This window comes from Mesonia oceanica, from assembly GCF_902499555.1.
Taxonomy (GTDB): domain Bacteria; phylum Bacteroidota; class Bacteroidia; order Flavobacteriales; family Flavobacteriaceae; genus Mesonia; species Mesonia oceanica.
Window position 1 is genome coordinate 94,309 of record NZ_CABVMM010000003.1, and the last position, 19,342, is coordinate 113,650.

Here is a 19,342-nt window from a genome sequence, read left to right on the forward strand (position 1 = left end):
CCTTCGCGGAATTGTGCGAGGGCTTTTTTTATGTTTTGTAGCTAAGCCCTATTTTGGTTTACTCGTACAGTTTTTTCATTAAAAACTATTCAACCAACTTTTCATAAACCTTATCTACCTCTTTATCTAAATATACTTGAGCATATTGAATATAACGGTTAAAGGAAGAGCTATTAGGGCTATGGCCGCTTATTTTACGTACCAAATGTTCGGGCATTCCTAGAATAAGTAAAGTGGTTATAGCGGTTCTACGCATCATATGCGAACTCATTTTATCGTAAAACCTTAAACTCGTAGAAGTAGTAGTTTTTAGCCTCCCTAGTTTTTCCCGGTTGATTTCTATGGGAGTATCAAAAGCAGCTTTTTTTCCTATTTCTTTTAGCGTTCTATTAAAAATAAAAAGGCTTACTGGTTTAAAAATAGTCTGCTTTACCCGATCAGGTTTATATTTTTTATAAATAGAAATGGCGTAGGGCGGTAACTTTATAGAGGTATAAGTCTTTGTTTTTTTTGAACGTATTTTTATATACCAATTGTTTTCCTGTTGTTCAAAGTTTTTAGAAGTGAGCTGGTACAAATCTGAAAACCGCAGTCCCGTAGTGCAACCAAAAACAAAAGCATCTTTAATGCGTTGTTCTGCCGGTGTTAGTAAGTTGTGAAAATCTTCATTATGGATAAGAAATTTTAATTGATCTGGAGAAAGCACCAAAATGGAAATTTTTTCTTTGCGTACATAAAACAAACGCTGATAGTTCCCTGTAGCCAATTCTTTATCGTGGGCTAACCAATTAAAAAAAGTGCGTAGCTGTTTAATATTGGCTCCTACATAATTGTCGTAACAGCCTTTTTTATATAAAAATTCGGTAAATTTTTTATAAAACTTTTTCCAGTAGTTTTTTTCAGAAATACGCTCTCGTTTCGTGAGCTTGTGGTAGTCGCAGAGTCTTAATTCAAACTGGCTTTTTTCACAAAAGAGGACAAGGTTGCGATACACATAAGTGTAATTATTAATGGTCCCTTGTGTTATTTTTTCTCCATTCTTTTTTAAACGCTTTCCTGTTTTGCTATCTTTTATAAACTGCTCAAATAATGGCAGGAGTGGCGTTGTTTTTTTCATAGCAACGCTTACTTTTTATTTTTTTCCTGCTTTTTCTTTTCTTTTTCACCGAATAAGCGTTGAAAGAAGTTAGGCGAGGCAGCGGTATCTTTTTCTTTATTTAGTGGCTTATTTTGCTGAAGGCTATCGTTCTTTTTAGTAAACAAACGTTTAAAAAATCCCGGTTTGTTTTCTTCTAAGGAATCTTTTTCTTTTTTGCCAAACAATCTTTTTAAGAAGCTGGGCTTTTGTACAGTATCCACCTCTTCTATAATCACCTCTCCTCGCTTGTAATTAAGCGTATCTTTTTTAAGGTGGTCTATCCATTCTCCGTGGCGTGTATCGCGTTTGTAATTTCCTTGGTAAATTAACTTGCCCTCGGTATCGTAATAACGATAGTCGCCATGCTTCACCCCGTTCCACCATTCTTGCGAAGATTTTAAGCTGCCGTTTTCGTACCAAGTTAGCCAAACCCCATCTTTTAAGCCTAAATCAAAAGCTCCTTTTTCTGCCAGTTGGTTAGAACGGTAATACTTGGTATAAGCATCATGAAGTACCAAGCCACCTGCAAAACCATTAGATTGGTGTATTTGGCTATTTCTAAACCAATAGTAGGTTTTACCCTCATCAAAAGAAGTAAGTTCTTCTAAATAAACAAAACACTCAATATCGTAACCCTCTTGACGAATAAGTTTTTTCTGGACTTTTATAAACGTAAACGAACAAATAATTATCCCTAAAACCATCGCTCCGTAAATGCGCTTTTGCATATAACTAATTTTAGGGTAAATATATTAATTTCTACAGAAGGTTGGAAAAGGAATTAATTTATATGACCTAAGCAAATGATGTTTTCTAGAAAATAGCAATAATTAAAAATAAGTAAAGTATGGGGGAAGGAGCTAATCGTTTGAATATAAATCTTTAGAGTTCGTTTTACAGGATGATCTATTAAGATGCTTATCAACAAAAATTAAAGAAATTATTCTGTGAAAAATGTCCGCTATTTTAAGCTATAAACCCAATATCATCTATTTCTAAAACCGTATTTTCTCCTTGACAGTTTCTTTAGCTTGAATATTTCCAATCCTCTGTATTGACTACAAAACCAATCCATACAGGATTGTTATGAATATAATCTATTTTTTGCTTGATGACTTTTTCACTCCATAATTCTATAGGTTTATTATGGTGTTGCCAAAATTGGGATTTGCTAGTGGCGGCACTCTTTTTACCTGCGCGATTAAACATCCATAACAACCATTTTTTAAGGCTTTCTTGTGGATTGCTTTCTATGGCTTCTATCACTCTTTTTGAAGTATGCCGTTTAAAATCCCTTAATAATTCTGAGGGTTGGCCAATACTAGACCTAACTATAAAATGTATGTGACTGGGCATAAAACAATAACAATAAAGCTCCATCCCTTTTTCTGTTCTACAATAAGTCCCTTTGCTCCACTAGTAAATACTAGAGGGAGCGGGGAAGATAGGTCCACTATCCTTAAAATCATCGATACGATGCTGACCAAAAAGAAGTTCAAGGACTTTTTTAATAAAAATGTCGCTTCGCTTTAAGGCAGAAAAAAAGCCCTTGCAGTTCAGAATGCAAAGGCTTTGCTTTTATTTATCTCTCTTTAATGCCAAATAGTTAATATTGGCGCTAGCGGGGGGGGGGGGGATTTTGATAAAATGCCTACTACAAAAAACTTAAAGAGTTTTTGTATATAATCATAAATCGTTTTGTTCCCAAGACATACTGAATACTAAATTGTTCAAGTCTAACCCAAGATGACCATCATTACAATGATAAACCTTTTTACTAAATGACCGTTCGATATTAATGGCGGCACCATTATGCCAAGCTTGCGTAACACCATCACCGAAATCCCAAACATTATAAACTAAAAGCACTCCATCTTTAGAATCAACATTTAAAACAAACTCATTTGGAGCAGTATCTTCCCAAAGAACAATTGCATTTTTAATAATACTATTTTGATTTACTTTAAAACTCCCTCTAGTTTTCAAAATAAATCCTTGTTTCCATTCACTATTTATCTCTAAAAAATTAAATTTTAAAGATATTTTTTTTCGAGGTAGAGTGAAACGATCAATTCGAACTAAAGACTTACCATTTACCTCTATAGGTTTTCCTTCTGCTTTTCTAAAAAGCTCATCTAGATCTAATTCTTTATCCTCCATTGTTATTATTATTTCCAGTATGTCTGAATGGATCTTGCGCTGCGTGTTGATCCGGCCAAACCTCCTCAAAGTCAAAAAGTCCACCATCTCATTGAGGTGGTTTATGATCTAACTCCATACTCTCCATTTTTTCCAGTTTGTTCATTATAGCGTTGCGGAGCCCTACCTTTTCTCATTCTTTCCAAATTGCTAACGCTAAATTCTCCATCTTTAGCATTGAGAGCTCTGTTTTTCCAATGCAGGTTTTATAATGTAAAAATTTGTGGGGGTTTAATACCTATTTTAGGTAGTCCATCATGGAATGCTAAAGTTATACCGCGAGAAATATCTAGATTACCGTTCATCAATTTAAAACTAACGAGATTTGCTGTAATATAAATATCTTTATTAGCATAAAAATCAACCCACTTTTTCATTTTAATGATTAATTGTTTCTTTAAATCATCATCAATATCTATTTTATCTGATATTATAACATTTGGTTTCTTTGATATAAATAGTTCTAACTTCAAATTAGCGTAAGTAAAACTGTCTCTTTGTTCAATTATAAATTTTGAAACTCCTATAGATTTATTTTTTTCAGTCATAATCATAAATTATTTTTATATCAGCTCCTCTCGCTTTTTGTCTTAATAGCATTTCATATTCCATTTTAGTGAAAGAACCATTGGGTTGACCAGGAATATATTTCTCAGGTAATTTTGAAGGATCCATAGTCATTATAAAAGTATCTCCTTTATCAATTCTTTCTTGTAGCCATTTTCTATTTTCTTTCCAAGAGACCTTTTTATCCCCAACTTCAGGAATTCTACCTGATTTTCGCCAAGTATCTACATTTGGAATGTCATCAAACTTAGTTAGGTTATCCATTCTACCTATAGCAGTAAACCTCCTTCCAGACTTTATCTCCTTCAAAATTTTAGGGGCAAATCTAGCATTATCTCCATCGGTAAAGAACATAGCAACTTCGAACAAAACAGCCCCACCAGCTTTTCCATCTCCTTGAAATGCTTCTTTAGTAGTTACATAAGCATCTTTTACAACTGCTTCGGATCTTTTAACGACAGGTTCTGTAACCCTTATAAATTCATCAATTTCATTTTGTCCCATTTTAGGATCTACAGTTGCTAGGTGAGGTTGCATTAAAAGATCTTTACCGGCATTAATAATTGGCTGAGCATCTCGATATGCTTCTCCGGTAGAAATATAAATTGCTCCCTCTACTGTTCCTTTTAGTTCTGCTACACCATGTTCAACAAATCCCTGACTTACATCATTAATATATTTGTCAAAAGATTTCGCTACTTTAATTATTTTTGAATATCCATCTGATATGAGGGGTCCCAACCAAATTTCTTTACCTTCTAATTCAATTCCATCAATAACCCGATTCTCGCTAAAAGCATAAGGCGAGTTCCAAGGATATTTAGCTGCCAACGGATCCACCGCAAAAAACCTTCCAATCCTTGGGTCGTGCATACGGTACTTGTAGTTTATGCTGTTGCCCTCTCCCTTAATTTCGTTGTCCATCTCTTGACCTTGGAAGCCGTAGCGGTAATCGGGGGTGCTGGCGTGGCGGTTGGGCTGTAGCATCCCGAAAGGATAGTAATCATAGTCTGTTTAAAATATTGATGTCAAATAACTTAACAAATGATTAGCCCTTTTCAGTAAACTGTAAAATCACTTAAAATGGTCATTTGTTCGTATAAAAATAAACATTTTCACAAAAAATAAAACTATGAGGTAGATATTTGTAAGTATTCTAGAGAAAAGAAAATCATAAGGTCAAGATTTTCTGCAACACCAACACAAATACTCGGTCTTTACAAAAGAAGAAACTGCTAAAAACAAAAAACCCCGATCGTAAGATCGAGGTTTCTGCGGTGGTGCCTCCAGGAATCGAACCAGGGACACAAGGATTTTCAGTCCTTTGCTCTACCAACTGAGCTAAGGCACCAGTGCGTTAAGCGGTGGCAAATATATATTCATTTTTAGAAATGCACAACAAAAATTTAAAAAAATATGTTTTCGTAGCTTTGCAAAATAATTTTTGCAGATGAATTTAATTATAGATGTGGGCAATACCCAAATTAAAGTAGCTGTTTTTCAGGAGGATGAATTGCAGTACACAATTCGGTTTGATGCTTCCCAATTTCATTTAAAGCTAAAAGAAATTTTTCAAAAATTTCCAGAAATTCAATTTTCCATCCTTAGCAGCGTGAAAAATGTAGAAGAAAACTGGGGAAAAACCCTTCAACAAAAAACAAAATTCCTTTTGCTTTCAGGAACAACGAAAGTACCTTTTCAAAATCACTATAAAACTCCACGAACTTTAGGGGTAGATCGGATGGCGCTGGTAGCCGCCGCTTCCAAAAAATTTTCCGGTAAAAATACACTGATTATTGATGCCGGTACATGCATTACCTACGATATTCTTAACCGGAAAAACGAATACCTAGGCGGAGTGATCTCTCCGGGATTGCAAATGCGAACTAAAGCTATGCACCAGTTTACCGATAAATTACCATTGGTGGAAATTAATAAACCCTTAGATTTTTTTATTGGAAATACTACAGAAACCTCTTTGCAATTGGGGGTTTTAAAAGCAACTTCGTTAGAAATTGATGGATTTATTGAGGAGTATAAAAATAAATTTGAAGATTTAACAGTTATTTTAAGCGGAGGTGATACCGAAATTTTGTCTAAGACCGTAAAAAATAGCATATTTGCCCCCTCAAATTTCCTGCTAGAAGGATTGAATTATATTTTAGAATTTAATAAAAGTTAATGATTAGAAAGTTAGTTACAGTAGCCATCTTGTTTTTTGCAGTAAGCCTAAGCGCTCAAGAAATTACCTCTTCCCCGTATTCATTTTTTGGAATAGGTCTTCAAAAGTTTAAAGGGACTGCAGAAAATAGAGCCATGGGAGGTTTGAGCATAGCATCAGATAGTATTCACATGAACTTACAAAATCCCGCAGGTTATGGCGCTTTAGGCTTAACCACGTACACCGTAGGTTTGTCGCATACAGAAAACACCATTAGCAGTAGTAATGCAGAAGACGATTTGTCAAGTACTAATATAGATTATTTGGCCATAGGTATTCCTGCCGGAAAATTAGGTTTTGGGCTGGGAATCAAGCCTTTTACCTCGGTAGGCTATGAGCTTGAAAGTGAAGATGAATCAAAAGTTTCAAAATTTACAGGCCGTGGAGGCTTAAATACACTCTTCTTAGCTACGGGTTATAAAATAAACGATAACTGGAGAGTTGGTGTAGAAGGAAGCTATAACTTCGGGAATATTCAAAATAAAAATTTAAGTTATCAAAAAGGGCTTCAATTTGGAACTCGCGAAATCAATCGTTCCGATTTTAGCGGTTTTAGTGTAAAATTTGGAGTTCAGTTTGAAAAAGAAATAAAAAATAACCTACAAATTACAGGTTCTGCCAGCTATACGCCGTCGTCTAATTTAAGCTCAGATAATTTTAGGGAATTGGCCACCTATAGTCCTATCAGTAATACTGAAGTGATTGCAGATGCAGAAGAAATAGATGTGCCAAACGATGAAATGAAAATTCCTTCAGAAGTAAGATTGGGAGCAGGAATTGGGCAAAAAAGAAAATGGTTCGCCGGTTTAGAATATCAGCGATTGAGCTCTAGCGAATATTCCAATCGTTCTTTTGAATTGAATAATGTGCAATATACAGACGCTTCTACCTTTAGGGCAGGAGGATATTTTATTCCCGATTATAACGATATTACAAGTTACTTTAAAAGAATAGTTTACCGTGCCGGAGTACGATATGGGGAAAATGGTTTAAATGTAAATGGAGAAGATATAAATGAGTTTGGCATATCTTTTGGAGTTGGCTTACCCGCAGGAAGACTGCTCACCAATTTAAACCTTGGTGTAGAATTCGGTAAACGTGGAACCACAAATGCCGGATTAATAGAAGAAAACTTTATGAGTTTCTTCGTAAGTCTATCATTAAACGATAGATGGTTTCAAAAAAGAAAGTTTAATTAATTTTATTATAATCAACTATGAAAACCAAACTGTTAACATTAATAAACTTAGCCCTTTTAGGGACGGGTCTGGCCAGCGGGCAGGCTAGTGCTCAAGAAGTAGACTGTAACACTACTGGAAGTTTATTTTTTCAGAGTGCTAAAATCAAAGATTATAAATCTGCAAAGCCTTATTACGATAAACTAATCGAAGGCTGTAAAGATTATCATATCGCTACTTATCAGTATGGAGAACGTATGCTAAAGGCATTAATCGACCAAGCTGCAGAAAGCGGTAATACGGCCAAGCAAAAAGAATTGGCACAACAATTAATTGAAAATTATGAGTTAAGGCTAGAAAATTTTCCAAATGACACTAAAAAAGGAGAAGTTTTAGCTGATATTGCCCAAGTAAAATTCGATAATAAAATTGGAGATACAGAAGAGCAATATGAAGCTTTTGACGATGCTTGGAAAGCAGATAAAGAATCATTTAACAGTCCAAAGGCGCTTTACTCTTATTTTAACCTTATTGTTAAGTTGCAAGAAGATGGGTCAAAAGACCTACAGGATGTATTTGCAAAGTACGATGAATTAATGCAAAAGATAGAGAAGCAGGAGATTTACCGTGCAGAACAAGCTGAACCTGTAATGAAAAAACAAGATGCAGGGGAAGAGCTAAGTGAAGAGGAGACAAGATTGTTGAAAAATACAGACATCTACCTGACTAACTTTATGAAAATTAAAGGTTCTATTAATCAAGTGCTTGGAGATAAAGCAGATTGTGATAATTTAATTCCGCTTTATACCAAAGATTTTGAGAATAAAAAAGGTGATGTAGATTGGTTGAAGAGAGCCGCGAAGAGACTTTCAGCTAAAGAATGTGACGACCCATTGTTCTTTAAGTTAGTGGAAGCGCTTCACGAAGCAGAACCATCAGCTAAGTCTGCCTACTACCTAGGTCAGTTAGCCGATAAAGATGGTAACAGTGCAAAAGCATTAGAATATTATAATCAATCTGCAGAGTTAGAAGAAGATCCTGTTGATAAAGCTAAAGTGTATTATGTGATTGCTAACAAGTACAAAAACAAAGGAAGCTATTCTCAAGCAAGATCATTTTATAACAAAGCTTTAAAATATCAGCCTTCTTTAGGTATTGCTTATTTGAGAATTGCAGATATGTACGCTAAAAGTGCTAACAATTGTGGGAATACAAGTTTTGAAAAAAGAGCCGTATATTGGTTAGCGGCAGATTATGCAGATAGGGCAGCAAGAGTAGATCCTTCTTTAAAATCTAATGCAGAGCAGACCGCTGTTGCTTATAGAGGTAGAGCACCGCAAAAGTCAGATGTATTTACTTCAGATTACAAACCTGGAGATTCCATTAGCTTTGGCTGTTGGATAGGAGGAAGCGTGAAAGTTCCTTCACTATAGTAAACAATTCATGCAAATAGCATATCAATATATTTTAAAAGGCATTGTCGTGATGATTTTAGCGACAATGCTTTTTTCATGTCAAAACGGTTTAAACGAAGCCCGAAAGTTTGAAACAGACAAAGCCTCACCACAAACGGTAGGAGAAGGTGTGAATTTGTTTTATACAGATAGCGGGAACGTAAGAGCCAACCTACGAAGTCCAAGAATGCTAGATTTTACCAATCAGGAATTTCCTTACCGTGAATTTCCCGATGGAGTAGAGGTAGATTTTTTCAATGAAGAAAAAGAAAAAACAACTATCGTAGCAGATTATGGAATCGTTTATAACCAAACAAATTTAATCGACCTTCAAGGCAACGTAAAAATTGTAACCAGCGATAGTACTATCTTAAATGCTGAACAATTGTACTGGGACCAAGACCGGAGTTGGGTGTTTTCAGATGTTGAATACGACATTCAAATGAATAATGGAGCAGTAAACGATGGAGAAGGTTTTGATGCTAACGAAAATTTTGATAAATTCATTTCACGTTCCAACGTTGGAGTGCAATTTATTGATGAATCTGAAAAATAATGAAGTATTACAGATATTTTGAATACGCTTACCTCATATTCGCCGTGCTTTTTTTTATAGAGTCTTACCGTAGCTGGGGGCAAGAAGGAAGCCGTACTTACCTTTTTTTAGGCCTAGGCGGATTGGCAATTTTTATGTTTTTTTTTAAACGAAGGTTTAGAAAAAAGTTAGAAGACCGTAATAAACCTTAATGGAAGTAGATATAATTATAATAGTACTTTCTTTAATCCTTTCAGCTTTTTTTTCGGGGATGGAAATAGCCTATGTCTCTTCCAATAAGATTCATATAGAAATAGAAAAAAAGCAGGGAGATTTCTTGGGTAAAATCCTAGAGCGCCTTACTAAAAAACCTTCCAAGTTTATTGCCACCATGTTGGTGGGCAATAATATCGCTTTGGTTGTTTATGGTTTTTATATGGGTGACTTGTTGGTGAATTGGCTTATGCAAATGGGGCCGTTTAGCAATGCGTTTTTTAATTATTGGATTAACGATGGGCTTATTCTAACCCAAACCCTTATATCTACTTTAGTCATTCTCTTTACGGCAGAATTCCTTCCAAAAGTGTTTTTTCAGATTTATGCCAATTCCATGTTGAAATTTTTCGCGGTACCCGCCTATTTTTTCTACATCATTTTTACATTTATTTCTGCATTTATCATTTGGATATCAGATATGGTACTGAAGCTTTTCTTTAAAACCGAAGGAGACGAAGTACAACTTGCCTTTAGCAAAGTAGAATTGGGGAATTACATTTCAGAACAAATGGAAACTGTCGAAGAGCACGATGAGTTAGATTCTGAAATTCAGATTTTTAAAAACGCACTAGAGTTTTCAGAAGTAAAATCAAGGGAAGTGATGATTCCGCGTAACGAAATCATTTCTGTAGATATCAATGAATCACCCAATAAATTAATCGAAATCTTTACCGAAACAGGGCTTTCGAAAATCTTGGTTTATAAAGAAACCAATGACGATATCATTGGCTATATCCATAGTTTTGAACTATTCAAAAAGCCAAAAGACCTACAGTCCATTCTCATGCCTGTTTTGTATGTTCCCGGTACTATGTTGGCACAAGATGTATTGAATGTTCTTATAAAAAAAAGAAAAAGTATTGCCGTAGTTATCGATGAATACGGAGGAACTAGCGGAATGATGACGGTAGAGGATATTGTGGAAGAAGTTTTTGGTGAAATTGAAGACGAACATGATGCTGTGGTGTTGGTAGAGGAAGAATTAGCCGAAAATAAATACAAATTTTCAGCTCGTTTGGAAGTAGATTACATAAACGAAACCTACAAACTCAACCTGCCGGAAGAAGAAAATTACGAGACGCTTGGGGGGTGGATTGTCAACCACACCGAAGAAATTCCCGAACAAGGAGGTACGCTTTATATACAACCTTATAAAGTCACTATATTAGAAGTATCCAATACAAAAATAGAGCTTGTGGAACTTGAAGTTTTAGAAGAAGATTAATGGCTAAAAAAATAACTCTGTTTGGTTTTAGCCTAATGCTAGTGAAGCCGAAACGGTATCGAGGAGTAACTTTTAAAATTTTTCTTCAAGTTTAAAAATCAACTTAAAAAAAGAAGCTTTTCAGCTTAAAATATATAACAGGCTAATATAGTTTACTTTTTAAGTCATATAAATTTTATAATTACCTGAAATATCTTATTTTCGCCCACTATTTAGTTAAAAATCATATAAAATGGCAGTATTAAATAAAATCAGACAGCGTTCTGTTTTCTTAATTGTTATTATCGCTCTTGCGCTTTTCTCGTTTGTATTGGCAGATTTGTTTAAAAGCGGAGGCTTTACCGGTCAAAAAGCACAAAATACCATTGCTACTATAAATGGTGAAGATATAGACCGTGAAGATTTTGCCAGACAGGTAGAAAACTTCCAAAGAAATAGAAGAAATATAACTACTACCCAAGCGGCCAATCAAGTATGGGATATGACGCTTCAAGAAACACTAATTGAAGAGCAATTAGAAAAAGCAGGGATAAGAGTTGGAGAGCAACAGTTTGACAACGCTTTGCGTGAAATTTATGCAGGAAATCCAAACTTTACTAATGCTGCAGGAATGTTTGATAAAGCCATTCTTAAAGAATATGTGGCCAATCTACAAGCTACTTCTCCTCAAGCGTTTCAGCAATGGGAGGCGATGGAAGATCGTATTGAAGATCAAGCCAAAAGGCAAATCTATTACAATATGATTAGAGCCGGTGTTGGAGCTACTTTAGAGGAAGCTAAGCAAGCTTATTTAATGGAAAACGAAAGCGTAGATTTAAAATACGTTTTAGTGCCTTACACTTCTGTTGATCAAGTAGAGGTTTCTAAAGAAGAAATAAAAAGCTACATCAACAAACATAAAACCCGTTTCGAGAAAGAAGCAAATACAGCCATAAAATATGTTTATTTTGAAGAAAAACCTTCTTCAGAAGATGATGAAGCTACCAAAGAAAAACTGGATGATTTAATTCAGGATTTCAATAAAGCTCAAGATGTAGAAGCATTTGTTAATCAAAATTCAGAAATGCCTTACAATGGTGATTTCGTATTTAAATCTGCTTTGCCATCAGAAAGCGCTAACCAAATTTTCAACCTAGAAGAAGGAGGAACTTATGGACCTTACAAAGAAGGTGATTTCTGGAAATACAGCAAGGTTACTGGAGTTAAACAAATTCCAGATTCAGTAAAAGTTAGAAAAATATTGGTTTCTTACCAAGGTACTCCAGTAGATCAAGGAGATATGACCAGAACCCAAGAGCAAGCAGAAGCTTTAGCCGATAGCTTGGTAGGAGTGGTTAAAAATGATGCTGGCAAATTTGCAGAATTGGCAGGTGAATATACCGATGATCCACGTTATAAAGATCAAGGAGGTGATATGGGGTGGAATCGTTACACCAATGCCCGTCTAATGCCTGAAGTAAAAGAATTTGTTTACAATAATGAAGAAGGAAGCATTGAGGTAATCGAAAACCAATTAGGCTATCACATCGTGATGGTAGAGGAAGTTACCAATATGCAGAAAGCGGTTCAAGTAGCAACTATTGCTGTAGAAATTGAGCCTTCAGAAAAAACTTCTAGCGACCTTTATACAACTACCACAAAGTTTGAAATGGAAGCGAAAGAAGCAGATTTTGATACAGCTGCCAAAGAAGACGCTTACGAAGTGAAGTCTGTAAACAACATTAAAGCAATGCAAGAGAAACTGAACAGTACATTAGGAAACCAAAGAGGTATTGTGCAGTGGACTTTTAACAAAGAAACTAAAGTTGGAGACGTAAAACGTTTTGATATTGATGGAGGTTATGCAGTAGTAAAACTAACCGCTAGAAACAAAAAAGGAGTAGAATCTGTAGAAGAAGCTTCTCCTAAAGTAACTCCAATCTTAAGAAAGCAAAAGCAAGCTGAAATCATTAAAAAGGAGATTGCCGGAAAAAGCATTTCAGAAATTGCCAATAGTGAAAACAGAAAAGTTCAAACGGCTAATGCTGTAAATTTAAATAGTCCAACCTTACCTGGAGCAACCAAAGAGCCGGAAGTAGTTGGTACAGCATTTTCTTTAGAAGCAGGAGAGACTTCTGAGCCGATTGCCGGTGAAAAAGGAGTTTATGTGGTAGAATTAATAAAGAAAAATGAACCTACGCCTTTAGATTCTTACAGAACAATAGCGAAGAGAGAATCAGCCGCTAGGTCTGCAACTGCTGTGCAGCGAGTAAACAAAGCTTTAGAAAGTTCAGCGAAAATTGAAGATAACAGAGCAGAGTTCTACTAACAATAGAAGCCTTATAAATTATAAAAAACCGTTCCTTTAGGAGCGGTTTTTTGTTTTACAGAACCATTTCAGAAAAACCGAGAATCGTAGCATAACCTTTTTCTTTAAAATACGTTTTTTCAGCTTCGTTTCCCGTGGCTAAAATAAAATCACCACCCCAAGCACCTAAACTTTTTAAGCTTCTGGTATAGTCAGAAAACAGCCTTTGTTTAACCGTTGGCATTCCTAAAATTCTGGTAAGTAAAGTTTCGTGGCGTTCAATTAAATTTTCAAAAGTTGAAATCGATTCAGCCTTCAAAATTTCAGTAGTGATTTTATCTGCTTCTTGAATCCAATCTTTCTTTTTTGCTAAATCTTGCTTTCGGTAATGCAGAATGCCTTCTCGGCTATTTTGTTTTTGATTTAAGTGAACAAAAAACAATTCCTCTTGAAAATTTGGAGAAAATTCCACTTCCTCTACCATAGGATTTGTTTCTTTTTGAAGCTGAAATAAAATTGGATGTGCATGTTTGGCACAAGCTAAATCGTACCCACTGCCACCAAAAGTTTCGACTAACAATTCATAAGGGCTTACATTTGCCCAAGTCGCCAGATTGTTAATTAGCGTGGAAGAAGAACCCAATCCCCAATCCTTGGGAAATTCCAATTCTGTAGTGAATGAAAATCCTGTATGTTGAAATAATTCCGGTTGAAGTGCTTTTAATTTCGAAAGAATATTCTGTAAAGACTTATCAACTAAATTTTCTTGTTGGCTTGGTAATCGGTTTTTCGGAAGAAACTGATGCGCTCTCATTTCGTATTCCTGTTCAAACCAAGTATTTCCATGGCAATCAACACTCTTCCAGAAAATTTGATTTTTCCCTGCTTCGTCAACTTTTAAGAACTGTCCCTTTTTTGTAGGTACAGCTAATGCTTTGGCGCCATCCAATACCAAATATTCTGCGGTAAGTAAAAGTTTACCGTGACTGTAGAAATTAGTTTTCATTACGTAAACCTTGAATAATTTCAACCACGGCACTATGGCTTACCGTATTGCTTTTAAAATGTTCAATTACTTGTTGGCGTTCACTTTCGTTTGCTTCAAATTGATTAAGGATATTCATCAAGTGCATTTTCATATGTCCTTGTTGTATTCCCGTGGTAGTTAACGAACGTAAAGCGGCAAAGTTTTGTGCTAATCCTGCTACAGCTACAATTTGCATTAATTCTTTAGCAGAAGGTTTTTGCAACATTTCTAAAGCCAATTTTACTAATGGATGAAGACTGGTGAGTCCGCCTACCGTTCCCAAGGCCAATGGAACTTCCATCCAAAATTTAAACATTCCGTTTTCAACAGAAGCATCGGTTAAACTGCTGTAGCTTCCATCTTTAGCGGCATATGCGTGAACGCCGGCTTCAATGGCCCTAAAGTCGTTACCGGTAGCCAATACCACAGCGTCAATTCCATTCATGATTCCTTTGTTGTGGGTAACGGCACGGTAAGGTTCTATTTTGGCAATTTTAACCGCTTCTACAAACTTGTGAGCAAATTTTCTGGCATCGGTTATATTCGGCAATAATTCTTCCACAGGACAGCTTACTTCTGCCCTTACCAAGCATTCTGGAACATAGTTGGAAAGAATGCTCATAATTATTTCCGGCTGTTCTTCCGTAGTAAAATAATTTTCAGCTTCCCGGGTAAAAGTTTCTGCAATTTGCTCTAAACAAGAGTTAATGAAGTTGGCGCCCATTGCATCTAGCGTTTCAAAAGTGCAATGCAGTTGATAGTAATTTGCCAATTCTTGGGTTTTATTGCGAAGCTCGATAGAAGAAATTCCGCCACCGCGTTTCTCCATATTTTTGGTAATCGCTTTTACCTCTTCAATCAGTTTTGGTTTTACTTGCTTGAAAAATTCTTTCAGTTTTTGAAAATCTGCAGTTGAATTAAAATGAACCTGACCTACTTTTTGAGTCGAAAGTACTTCTGCTTTAAAGCCGCCTTTGTCAAACCAAAATTTAGCAGCATTGCTAGCCGCAGCTACCACCGAACTTTCTTCAATCGCCATCGGGATGGTGTAAAGCTGTTCGTTAATTAAAAAATTAGGAGCGACACCAAAAGGTAAATAGTAGTTAGAAATCGTATTTTCGGTAAACTCATCGTGCAGTTTTTGCAACTTTTCGTCTTTGTTCCAATAGAGTTTTAGGGTCTCTTTTGTTTTTTGTGCATTGCTGAAATAGTTTTCTGTTAGCCAATTTATTTTTTCTTCTTTGCTAAGTTTTGAAAAGCCTTTTACCTGCTTCATGAGTCTGTTGTAATTCTGTTGAATGGGCAAAGATACAATTCGTCACCCTAAATTTTGAATAGTTGAAGTGAGAAAGCAAATTTCAAAACAATATTTTAAAGAAGTTTCTTTAACAAAACCTTAGTATTTAACATCTATATTGCCTATTTTTTGGCGATTTTTTAGTAAACTTGACCTTCAAAATTTGAATTTTCTAATATATATGAAATTACATACTGTTTTTGTGGCTGCTTTTTTGGTAGCGACAAGTTTTATAAATGCTCAAAACAAAGAAGTTACACTAGAAGAGATTTGGGGTGGTGAGTTTAGGCAAGAATACATGCAGTCCCTACGTTCTTTAAATAATGGGGAAGAATATGCCGTAAGAAACTTTGATCGTGCTACCGGAACGATGAATGTAGATGTGTATAGCTACGAAACGGGTGAAAAAACGAGAACACTAATTAGTTCTGCCAATATTGAAGGTTTAGACTTTTTTCAGGATTATACCTTGAGTGAAAATGAAAATAAAGTAATTCTTTCTACCGAAGTTCAATCCATTTACAGACATTCCACTACCGGTGTTTATTATGTGTACGATTTTGAAAGTGAGAAGCTCACAAAAATTTCAGATAATAGAATTCAAGAGCCTACTTTTTCTCCCGATGCGAGTAAAGTGGCTTATGTTTTTGATAATAATATCTACATCAAAGATTTAAATTCTGGCGAAACCACACAAGTTACAACTGACGGAAAGAAAAATGAAATTATTAATGGCGTAACCGATTGGGTTTACGAGGAAGAATTTGCCTTTGTAAGGGCTTTCGATTGGAATAAAACAGGAGATAAAATTGCTTATTTACGTTTTGATGAAACCGAAGTTCCTGAATTCTCGATGGATATGTATGGAACGTATGGAAAACAATTGTATCCTTCACAAGAGGTATTCAAATATCCTAAGGCCGGTGAGAAAAATTCAGACGTTAGTCTTCATTTATATGATTTAAAAACTAAAAAAACGTCCACAGTTAACTTACCTAAAGCTTACGAATACATTCCAAGAATTAAATGGACTAACGATCCTGAGGTACTAAGCGTGCAAGCGATGAACCGGCACCAAAATAAGCTGGATTTAATATTTGTAAACGCAAAAGAAAATACAGCGAAGGTAATTTTAAGTGAAACCGATAAAGCTTACGTTGATGTTACGGATAACCTTACTTTTTTAAACGATAACAGTTTTATTTGGACTAGTGAAAAAGATGGGTGGAATCATATTTATCACTACGATAGAAACGGAAAACTATTAGATCAGGTGACTGATGGGGATTGGGAAGTGACTCAATATTATGGCTTTGATCCAAAAACCGGAAGAATTTACTTCCAAAGTACAGAAAACGGAAGTATTAACCGTGATGTGTTTTCAGTACTTGCCAATGGAAAAAATAAAGTGCAGCTTACCCAAAAACGCGGAACCAACGATGCGGATTTCAGTGCAGATTTCACGTATTTTATTAATTCTTACACTAGCGCTACCACTCCTTACGAGTTTACGCTTCACAAAGCTAGAAACGGGAAAAAAATAAGGGACATTAAAGACAATAAAGCTTTGTTGGAAAAATTAAAACCTTATAATTTTTCTAAAAAAGAATTTTCTACCATTGAAGTGAATGGGAACAAATTGAATATGTGGATGATCAAGCCAAGTGATTTTGATCCTAATAAGAAATATCCATTATTGATGTATCAATATTCCGGGCCGGGATCTCAAGAAGTTTCCAATACTTTTTTTGGTCCTAATGATTATTGGTATCAATTACTAGCACAACAAGGTTATATCATTGCTTGTGTAGACGGTCGAGGAACTGGTTTTAAAGGAGCCGATTTCAAAAAAGTGACGCAGAAAGAATTAGGGAAATTTGAGGTAGAAGATCAAATTGAAGCGGCTAAAAAATTAGGTGAAAGAGAGTATATTGATGCCGATAGAATAGGAATTTGGGGATGGAGTTACGGTGGTTTTATGTCGTCAAACTGTATCTTTCAAGGCAACGACACGTTTTCTATGGCTATTGCAGTAGCTCCGGTAACTAGTTGGAGATTTTACGATACCATTTATACAGAACGCTATATGACAACACCACAAGAAAATGCTTCTGGTTACGATAACAATTCTCCTATTAATCACGTAGATGGTTTAAAAGGGGATTTCTTATTAATTCATGGAAGTGGTGATGATAATGTTCACGTACAAAATACCATGCAAATGGTAGAGGCCTTGGTTCAAGCAAATAAGCAATTTGATTGGGCGATTTATCCTGATAAAAATCACGGAATTTACGGAGGGAATACAAGACTTCACCTCTATACAAAAATGACCAATTTCATTAAAGAAAACTTATAATAATTTATGGCAACTGTATCTCAACTTCAAACCCAAAAACAGCTATTTGGTCACCCAATTGGGTTGTATATTTTATTTTTTACTGAAATGTGGGAGCGTTTCAGTTACTATGGGATGCGAGCTCTCCTCGTACTTTATATGACAACTTCTACCTTGGGTACAGACCCTAGAGGAATTGGTTTAGGTTGGTCTGAAGAAAACGCATTAGAACTTTATGGTTGGTACACCATGTTAGTTTATGTGCTTTCCATTCCTGGAGGAATGATTGCCGATAAATTACTTGGACAAAAGAAATCGGTACTCGTAGGTGCATTAATTTTATGTGCAGGACACGGGGTTTTAGCAATCGAAGACCTTTGGGCATTTTATACAGGTTTAGGACTGGTAGTATTGGGAGTTGGAATGCTTAAACCTAATATTTCTACTATGGTAGGGGGCTTGTATGCTCCTGGCGATATTCGTCGTGATAAAGGTTTTAGTGTATTTTACATAGGAATAAATTTAGGTTCCCTCTTAGCAACATTACTGGTAGGTTTTATTGTGGCAGAGTGGGGTTGGCACGCTGGTTTTGCGATGGCAGGTGTGGCGATGTTGCTAGGTTTGGTAGTTTATTTAGCAGGTTATAAGCATTTAAAATATGTGGGTAATTTAGATAAATCTGATACCGAAGCTTCTGATGAAGTTTCTTATGGACGATTATATTCCGACTTATTTAAGTCTCCTAAGCATTTGGTCATCACATTTGTTTTAGTGGTAGTTTCAATAATAGGTTGGTTCTTTTTAGAATGGGGGTATGGACTGTTGTTTTTGTTTCTTACAGCAATTATAGCATTAATGATGATGATTTATAAAGAATTGAATTCGCAGGTGTATAAAGATAGATTTGTGGTACTTCTTTTATCGTTCATCATGGTCATTATTTTTTGGGGTGCATTTGAGCAGGCCGGAGGATTAATGAATTTATATACCGACTCTAAAACCGATCGTGATTTATTTGGGTGGACGGTGCCTACGATGATGTTCCAAAGTTTGAATGCTGGATTTATAATCATTTTTGCAACAGTGGTAGCGAATATTTGGGCCAAAAGAAAATTGAAAGGGAAAGAAGCTTCTTCTATATTTAAAATGGCTACAGGGATTATTATTATGGGATTTGGTTTCTTGTTTATGGTATTTGCGGCAATGCAATTCGAAAAGTCAGGAAGTTCAAGTATGATTTGGTTAGTTCTGGCTTATTTTTTTCATACTATTGGGGAATTATGTCTTTCACCGGTAGCGCTCTCTTTTATTACAAAATTAGCACCGGTAAAATATGCCTCTTTAATGATGGGTGTTTACTTTGCAGCAACCGGCTTAGGAAGTAAAGTAGCAGGAATTGTAGGGGAATCAGCTTCAGATTTTGGAGAATATTCAGTTTTCTTAGGAATACTAATTTTTACCATCGTTATCGGTTTAATCTTTATTTTATTAACCAAGCCTCTTAAAAGACTTACTCACGGAGCAGAAGATAACGAAAGAAAATTTCAAGATGTTCAAGATAATGAACCTTACGAACTAGAAGAAAATATTTAATTTATAA

At 35.5% G+C, this 19,342-nt stretch carries 15 protein-coding genes, 1 tRNA gene and 1 pseudogene; 8 read left to right on the top strand and 9 right to left on the bottom strand.

Annotated features, from left to right (window positions below; genetic code table 11):
- Window positions 1–85 precede the first annotated feature (85 nt).
- The 7 genes and pseudogenes from FVB9532_RS04190 to FVB9532_RS04225 form a co-directional block, all read right to left on the bottom strand.
- The gene (locus tag FVB9532_RS04190; protein WP_150543954.1) at window positions 86–1,117 is read right to left on the bottom strand and encodes a site-specific integrase; all 1,032 of its coding nucleotides are present in this window, start codon (window positions 1,115–1,117) and stop codon (window positions 86–88) included.
- A gap of 8 nt (window positions 1,118–1,125) precedes the next feature.
- Entirely contained in the window at window positions 1,126–1,866 is a 741-nt protein-coding gene (locus FVB9532_RS04195; protein WP_150543955.1) for a toxin-antitoxin system YwqK family antitoxin, read from the bottom strand.
- Between the two features lie 298 nt (window positions 1,867–2,164).
- Window positions 2,165–2,404, bottom strand: coding sequence for a hypothetical protein (locus FVB9532_RS19970; protein WP_317132287.1), 240 nt, complete (start codon window positions 2,402–2,404; stop codon window positions 2,165–2,167).
- A 420-nt stretch (window positions 2,405–2,824) separates the two neighbouring features.
- Entirely contained in the window at window positions 2,825–3,298 is a 474-nt protein-coding gene (locus FVB9532_RS04210; RefSeq protein ID WP_150543958.1) for a hypothetical protein, read from the bottom strand.
- 245 nt (window positions 3,299–3,543) lie between these two features.
- Window positions 3,544–3,885 carry a hypothetical protein gene (locus FVB9532_RS04215; RefSeq protein WP_150543959.1) on the bottom strand — a complete coding sequence of 114 codons (342 nt, stop codon included), beginning with the start codon at window positions 3,883–3,885 and terminating at the stop codon, window positions 3,544–3,546.
- A pseudogene (locus FVB9532_RS04220) lies at window positions 3,878–4,894 on the bottom strand (RHS repeat domain-containing protein); the annotation flags it as partial. The gene FVB9532_RS04215 and the pseudogene FVB9532_RS04220, both read right to left, overlap by 8 nt.
- A gap of 288 nt (window positions 4,895–5,182) precedes the next feature.
- Window positions 5,183–5,255 (bottom strand) — tRNA-Phe (locus FVB9532_RS04225).
- A 99-nt stretch (window positions 5,256–5,354) separates the two neighbouring features.
- Between FVB9532_RS04225 and FVB9532_RS04230 the strand changes: the two genes are divergently transcribed.
- From FVB9532_RS04230 to FVB9532_RS04260, 6 genes are all read left to right on the top strand, one after another.
- Window positions 5,355–6,086, top strand: a complete 732-nt coding sequence (locus FVB9532_RS04230) for a type III pantothenate kinase (protein WP_150543961.1) — start codon at window positions 5,355–5,357, stop codon at window positions 6,084–6,086.
- Complete coding sequence (locus FVB9532_RS04235) at window positions 6,086–7,324, top strand: beta-barrel assembly machine protein BamG (RefSeq protein WP_150543962.1); 1,239 nt, start codon at window positions 6,086–6,088, stop codon at window positions 7,322–7,324. The genes FVB9532_RS04230 and FVB9532_RS04235 overlap by 1 nt, the downstream gene beginning before the upstream one ends.
- A 17-nt stretch (window positions 7,325–7,341) precedes the next feature.
- The gene (locus FVB9532_RS04240) at window positions 7,342–8,736 is read left to right on the top strand and encodes a hypothetical protein (protein ID WP_150543963.1); all 1,395 of its coding nucleotides are present in this window, start codon (window positions 7,342–7,344) and stop codon (window positions 8,734–8,736) included.
- A 10-nt stretch (window positions 8,737–8,746) separates the two neighbouring features.
- Entirely contained in the window at window positions 8,747–9,313 is a 567-nt protein-coding gene (gene lptC / locus FVB9532_RS04245) for an LPS export ABC transporter periplasmic protein LptC (protein ID WP_150543964.1), read from the top strand.
- A gap of 190 nt (window positions 9,314–9,503) precedes the next feature.
- On the top strand, window positions 9,504–10,793 hold the full coding sequence (locus tag FVB9532_RS04255) for a hemolysin family protein (RefSeq protein WP_150543965.1): 1,290 nt from the start codon (window positions 9,504–9,506) through the stop codon (window positions 10,791–10,793).
- Between the two features lie 232 nt (window positions 10,794–11,025).
- Window positions 11,026–13,101, top strand: coding sequence for a SurA N-terminal domain-containing protein (locus FVB9532_RS04260; RefSeq protein ID WP_150543966.1), 2,076 nt, complete (start codon window positions 11,026–11,028; stop codon window positions 13,099–13,101).
- 55 nt (window positions 13,102–13,156) lie between these two features.
- On the opposite strand, the gene FVB9532_RS04265 is transcribed toward FVB9532_RS04260, so the two are convergent.
- On the bottom strand, window positions 13,157–14,086 hold the full coding sequence (locus FVB9532_RS04265; RefSeq protein WP_150543967.1) for a GYDIA family GHMP kinase: 930 nt from the start codon (window positions 14,084–14,086) through the stop codon (window positions 13,157–13,159).
- A complete protein-coding gene (locus FVB9532_RS04270) occupies window positions 14,076–15,383 on the bottom strand; it encodes a hydroxymethylglutaryl-CoA reductase, degradative (protein WP_150543968.1) in 1,308 nt (435 codons plus the stop codon). Before FVB9532_RS04270 ends, FVB9532_RS04265 begins: the two co-directional genes overlap by 11 nt.
- Window positions 15,384–15,585: 202 nt before the next feature.
- Here FVB9532_RS04270 and FVB9532_RS04275 point away from each other — a divergent pair, with 202 nt between their 5' ends.
- Both FVB9532_RS04275 and FVB9532_RS04280 read left to right on the top strand, forming a co-directional pair.
- Window positions 15,586–17,763 (top strand): S9 family peptidase, encoded by a 2,178-nt coding sequence (locus FVB9532_RS04275; protein WP_150543969.1) that lies wholly within the window; start codon window positions 15,586–15,588, stop codon window positions 17,761–17,763.
- Window positions 17,764–17,769: 6 nt separating this feature from the next.
- Window positions 17,770–19,335, top strand: coding sequence for a peptide MFS transporter (locus tag FVB9532_RS04280; protein ID WP_150543970.1), 1,566 nt, complete (start codon window positions 17,770–17,772; stop codon window positions 19,333–19,335).
- Window positions 19,336–19,342 lie beyond the last annotated feature (7 nt).

Excerpts from the sequence above, each read along its gene's own strand:
- FVB9532_RS04190 (WP_150543954.1), bottom strand. The coding sequence starts at position 1,117 with ATGAAAAAAACAACGCCACTCCTGCCATTATTTGAGCAGTTTATAAAA.
- FVB9532_RS04195 (WP_150543955.1), bottom strand. The coding sequence starts at position 1,866 with ATGCAAAAGCGCATTTACGGAGCGATGGTTTTAGGGATAATTATTTGT.
- FVB9532_RS04210 (WP_150543958.1), bottom strand. The coding sequence starts at position 3,298 with ATGGAGGATAAAGAATTAGATCTAGATGAGCTTTTTAGAAAAGCAGAA.
- FVB9532_RS04215 (WP_150543959.1), bottom strand. The coding sequence starts at position 3,885 with ATGACTGAAAAAAATAAATCTATAGGAGTTTCAAAATTTATAATTGAA.
- FVB9532_RS04230 (WP_150543961.1), top strand. The coding sequence starts at position 5,355 with ATGAATTTAATTATAGATGTGGGCAATACCCAAATTAAAGTAGCTGTT.
- FVB9532_RS04235 (WP_150543962.1), top strand. The coding sequence starts at position 6,086 with ATGATTAGAAAGTTAGTTACAGTAGCCATCTTGTTTTTTGCAGTAAGC.
- FVB9532_RS04240 (WP_150543963.1), top strand. The coding sequence starts at position 7,342 with ATGAAAACCAAACTGTTAACATTAATAAACTTAGCCCTTTTAGGGACG.
- lptC (WP_150543964.1), top strand. The coding sequence starts at position 8,747 with ATGCAAATAGCATATCAATATATTTTAAAAGGCATTGTCGTGATGATT.
- FVB9532_RS04255 (WP_150543965.1), top strand. The coding sequence starts at position 9,504 with ATGGAAGTAGATATAATTATAATAGTACTTTCTTTAATCCTTTCAGCT.
- FVB9532_RS04260 (WP_150543966.1), top strand. The coding sequence starts at position 11,026 with ATGGCAGTATTAAATAAAATCAGACAGCGTTCTGTTTTCTTAATTGTT.
- FVB9532_RS04265 (WP_150543967.1), bottom strand. The coding sequence starts at position 14,086 with ATGAAAACTAATTTCTACAGTCACGGTAAACTTTTACTTACCGCAGAA.
- FVB9532_RS04270 (WP_150543968.1), bottom strand. The coding sequence starts at position 15,383 with ATGAAGCAGGTAAAAGGCTTTTCAAAACTTAGCAAAGAAGAAAAAATA.
- FVB9532_RS04275 (WP_150543969.1), top strand. The coding sequence starts at position 15,586 with ATGAAATTACATACTGTTTTTGTGGCTGCTTTTTTGGTAGCGACAAGT.
- FVB9532_RS04280 (WP_150543970.1), top strand. The coding sequence starts at position 17,770 with ATGGCAACTGTATCTCAACTTCAAACCCAAAAACAGCTATTTGGTCAC.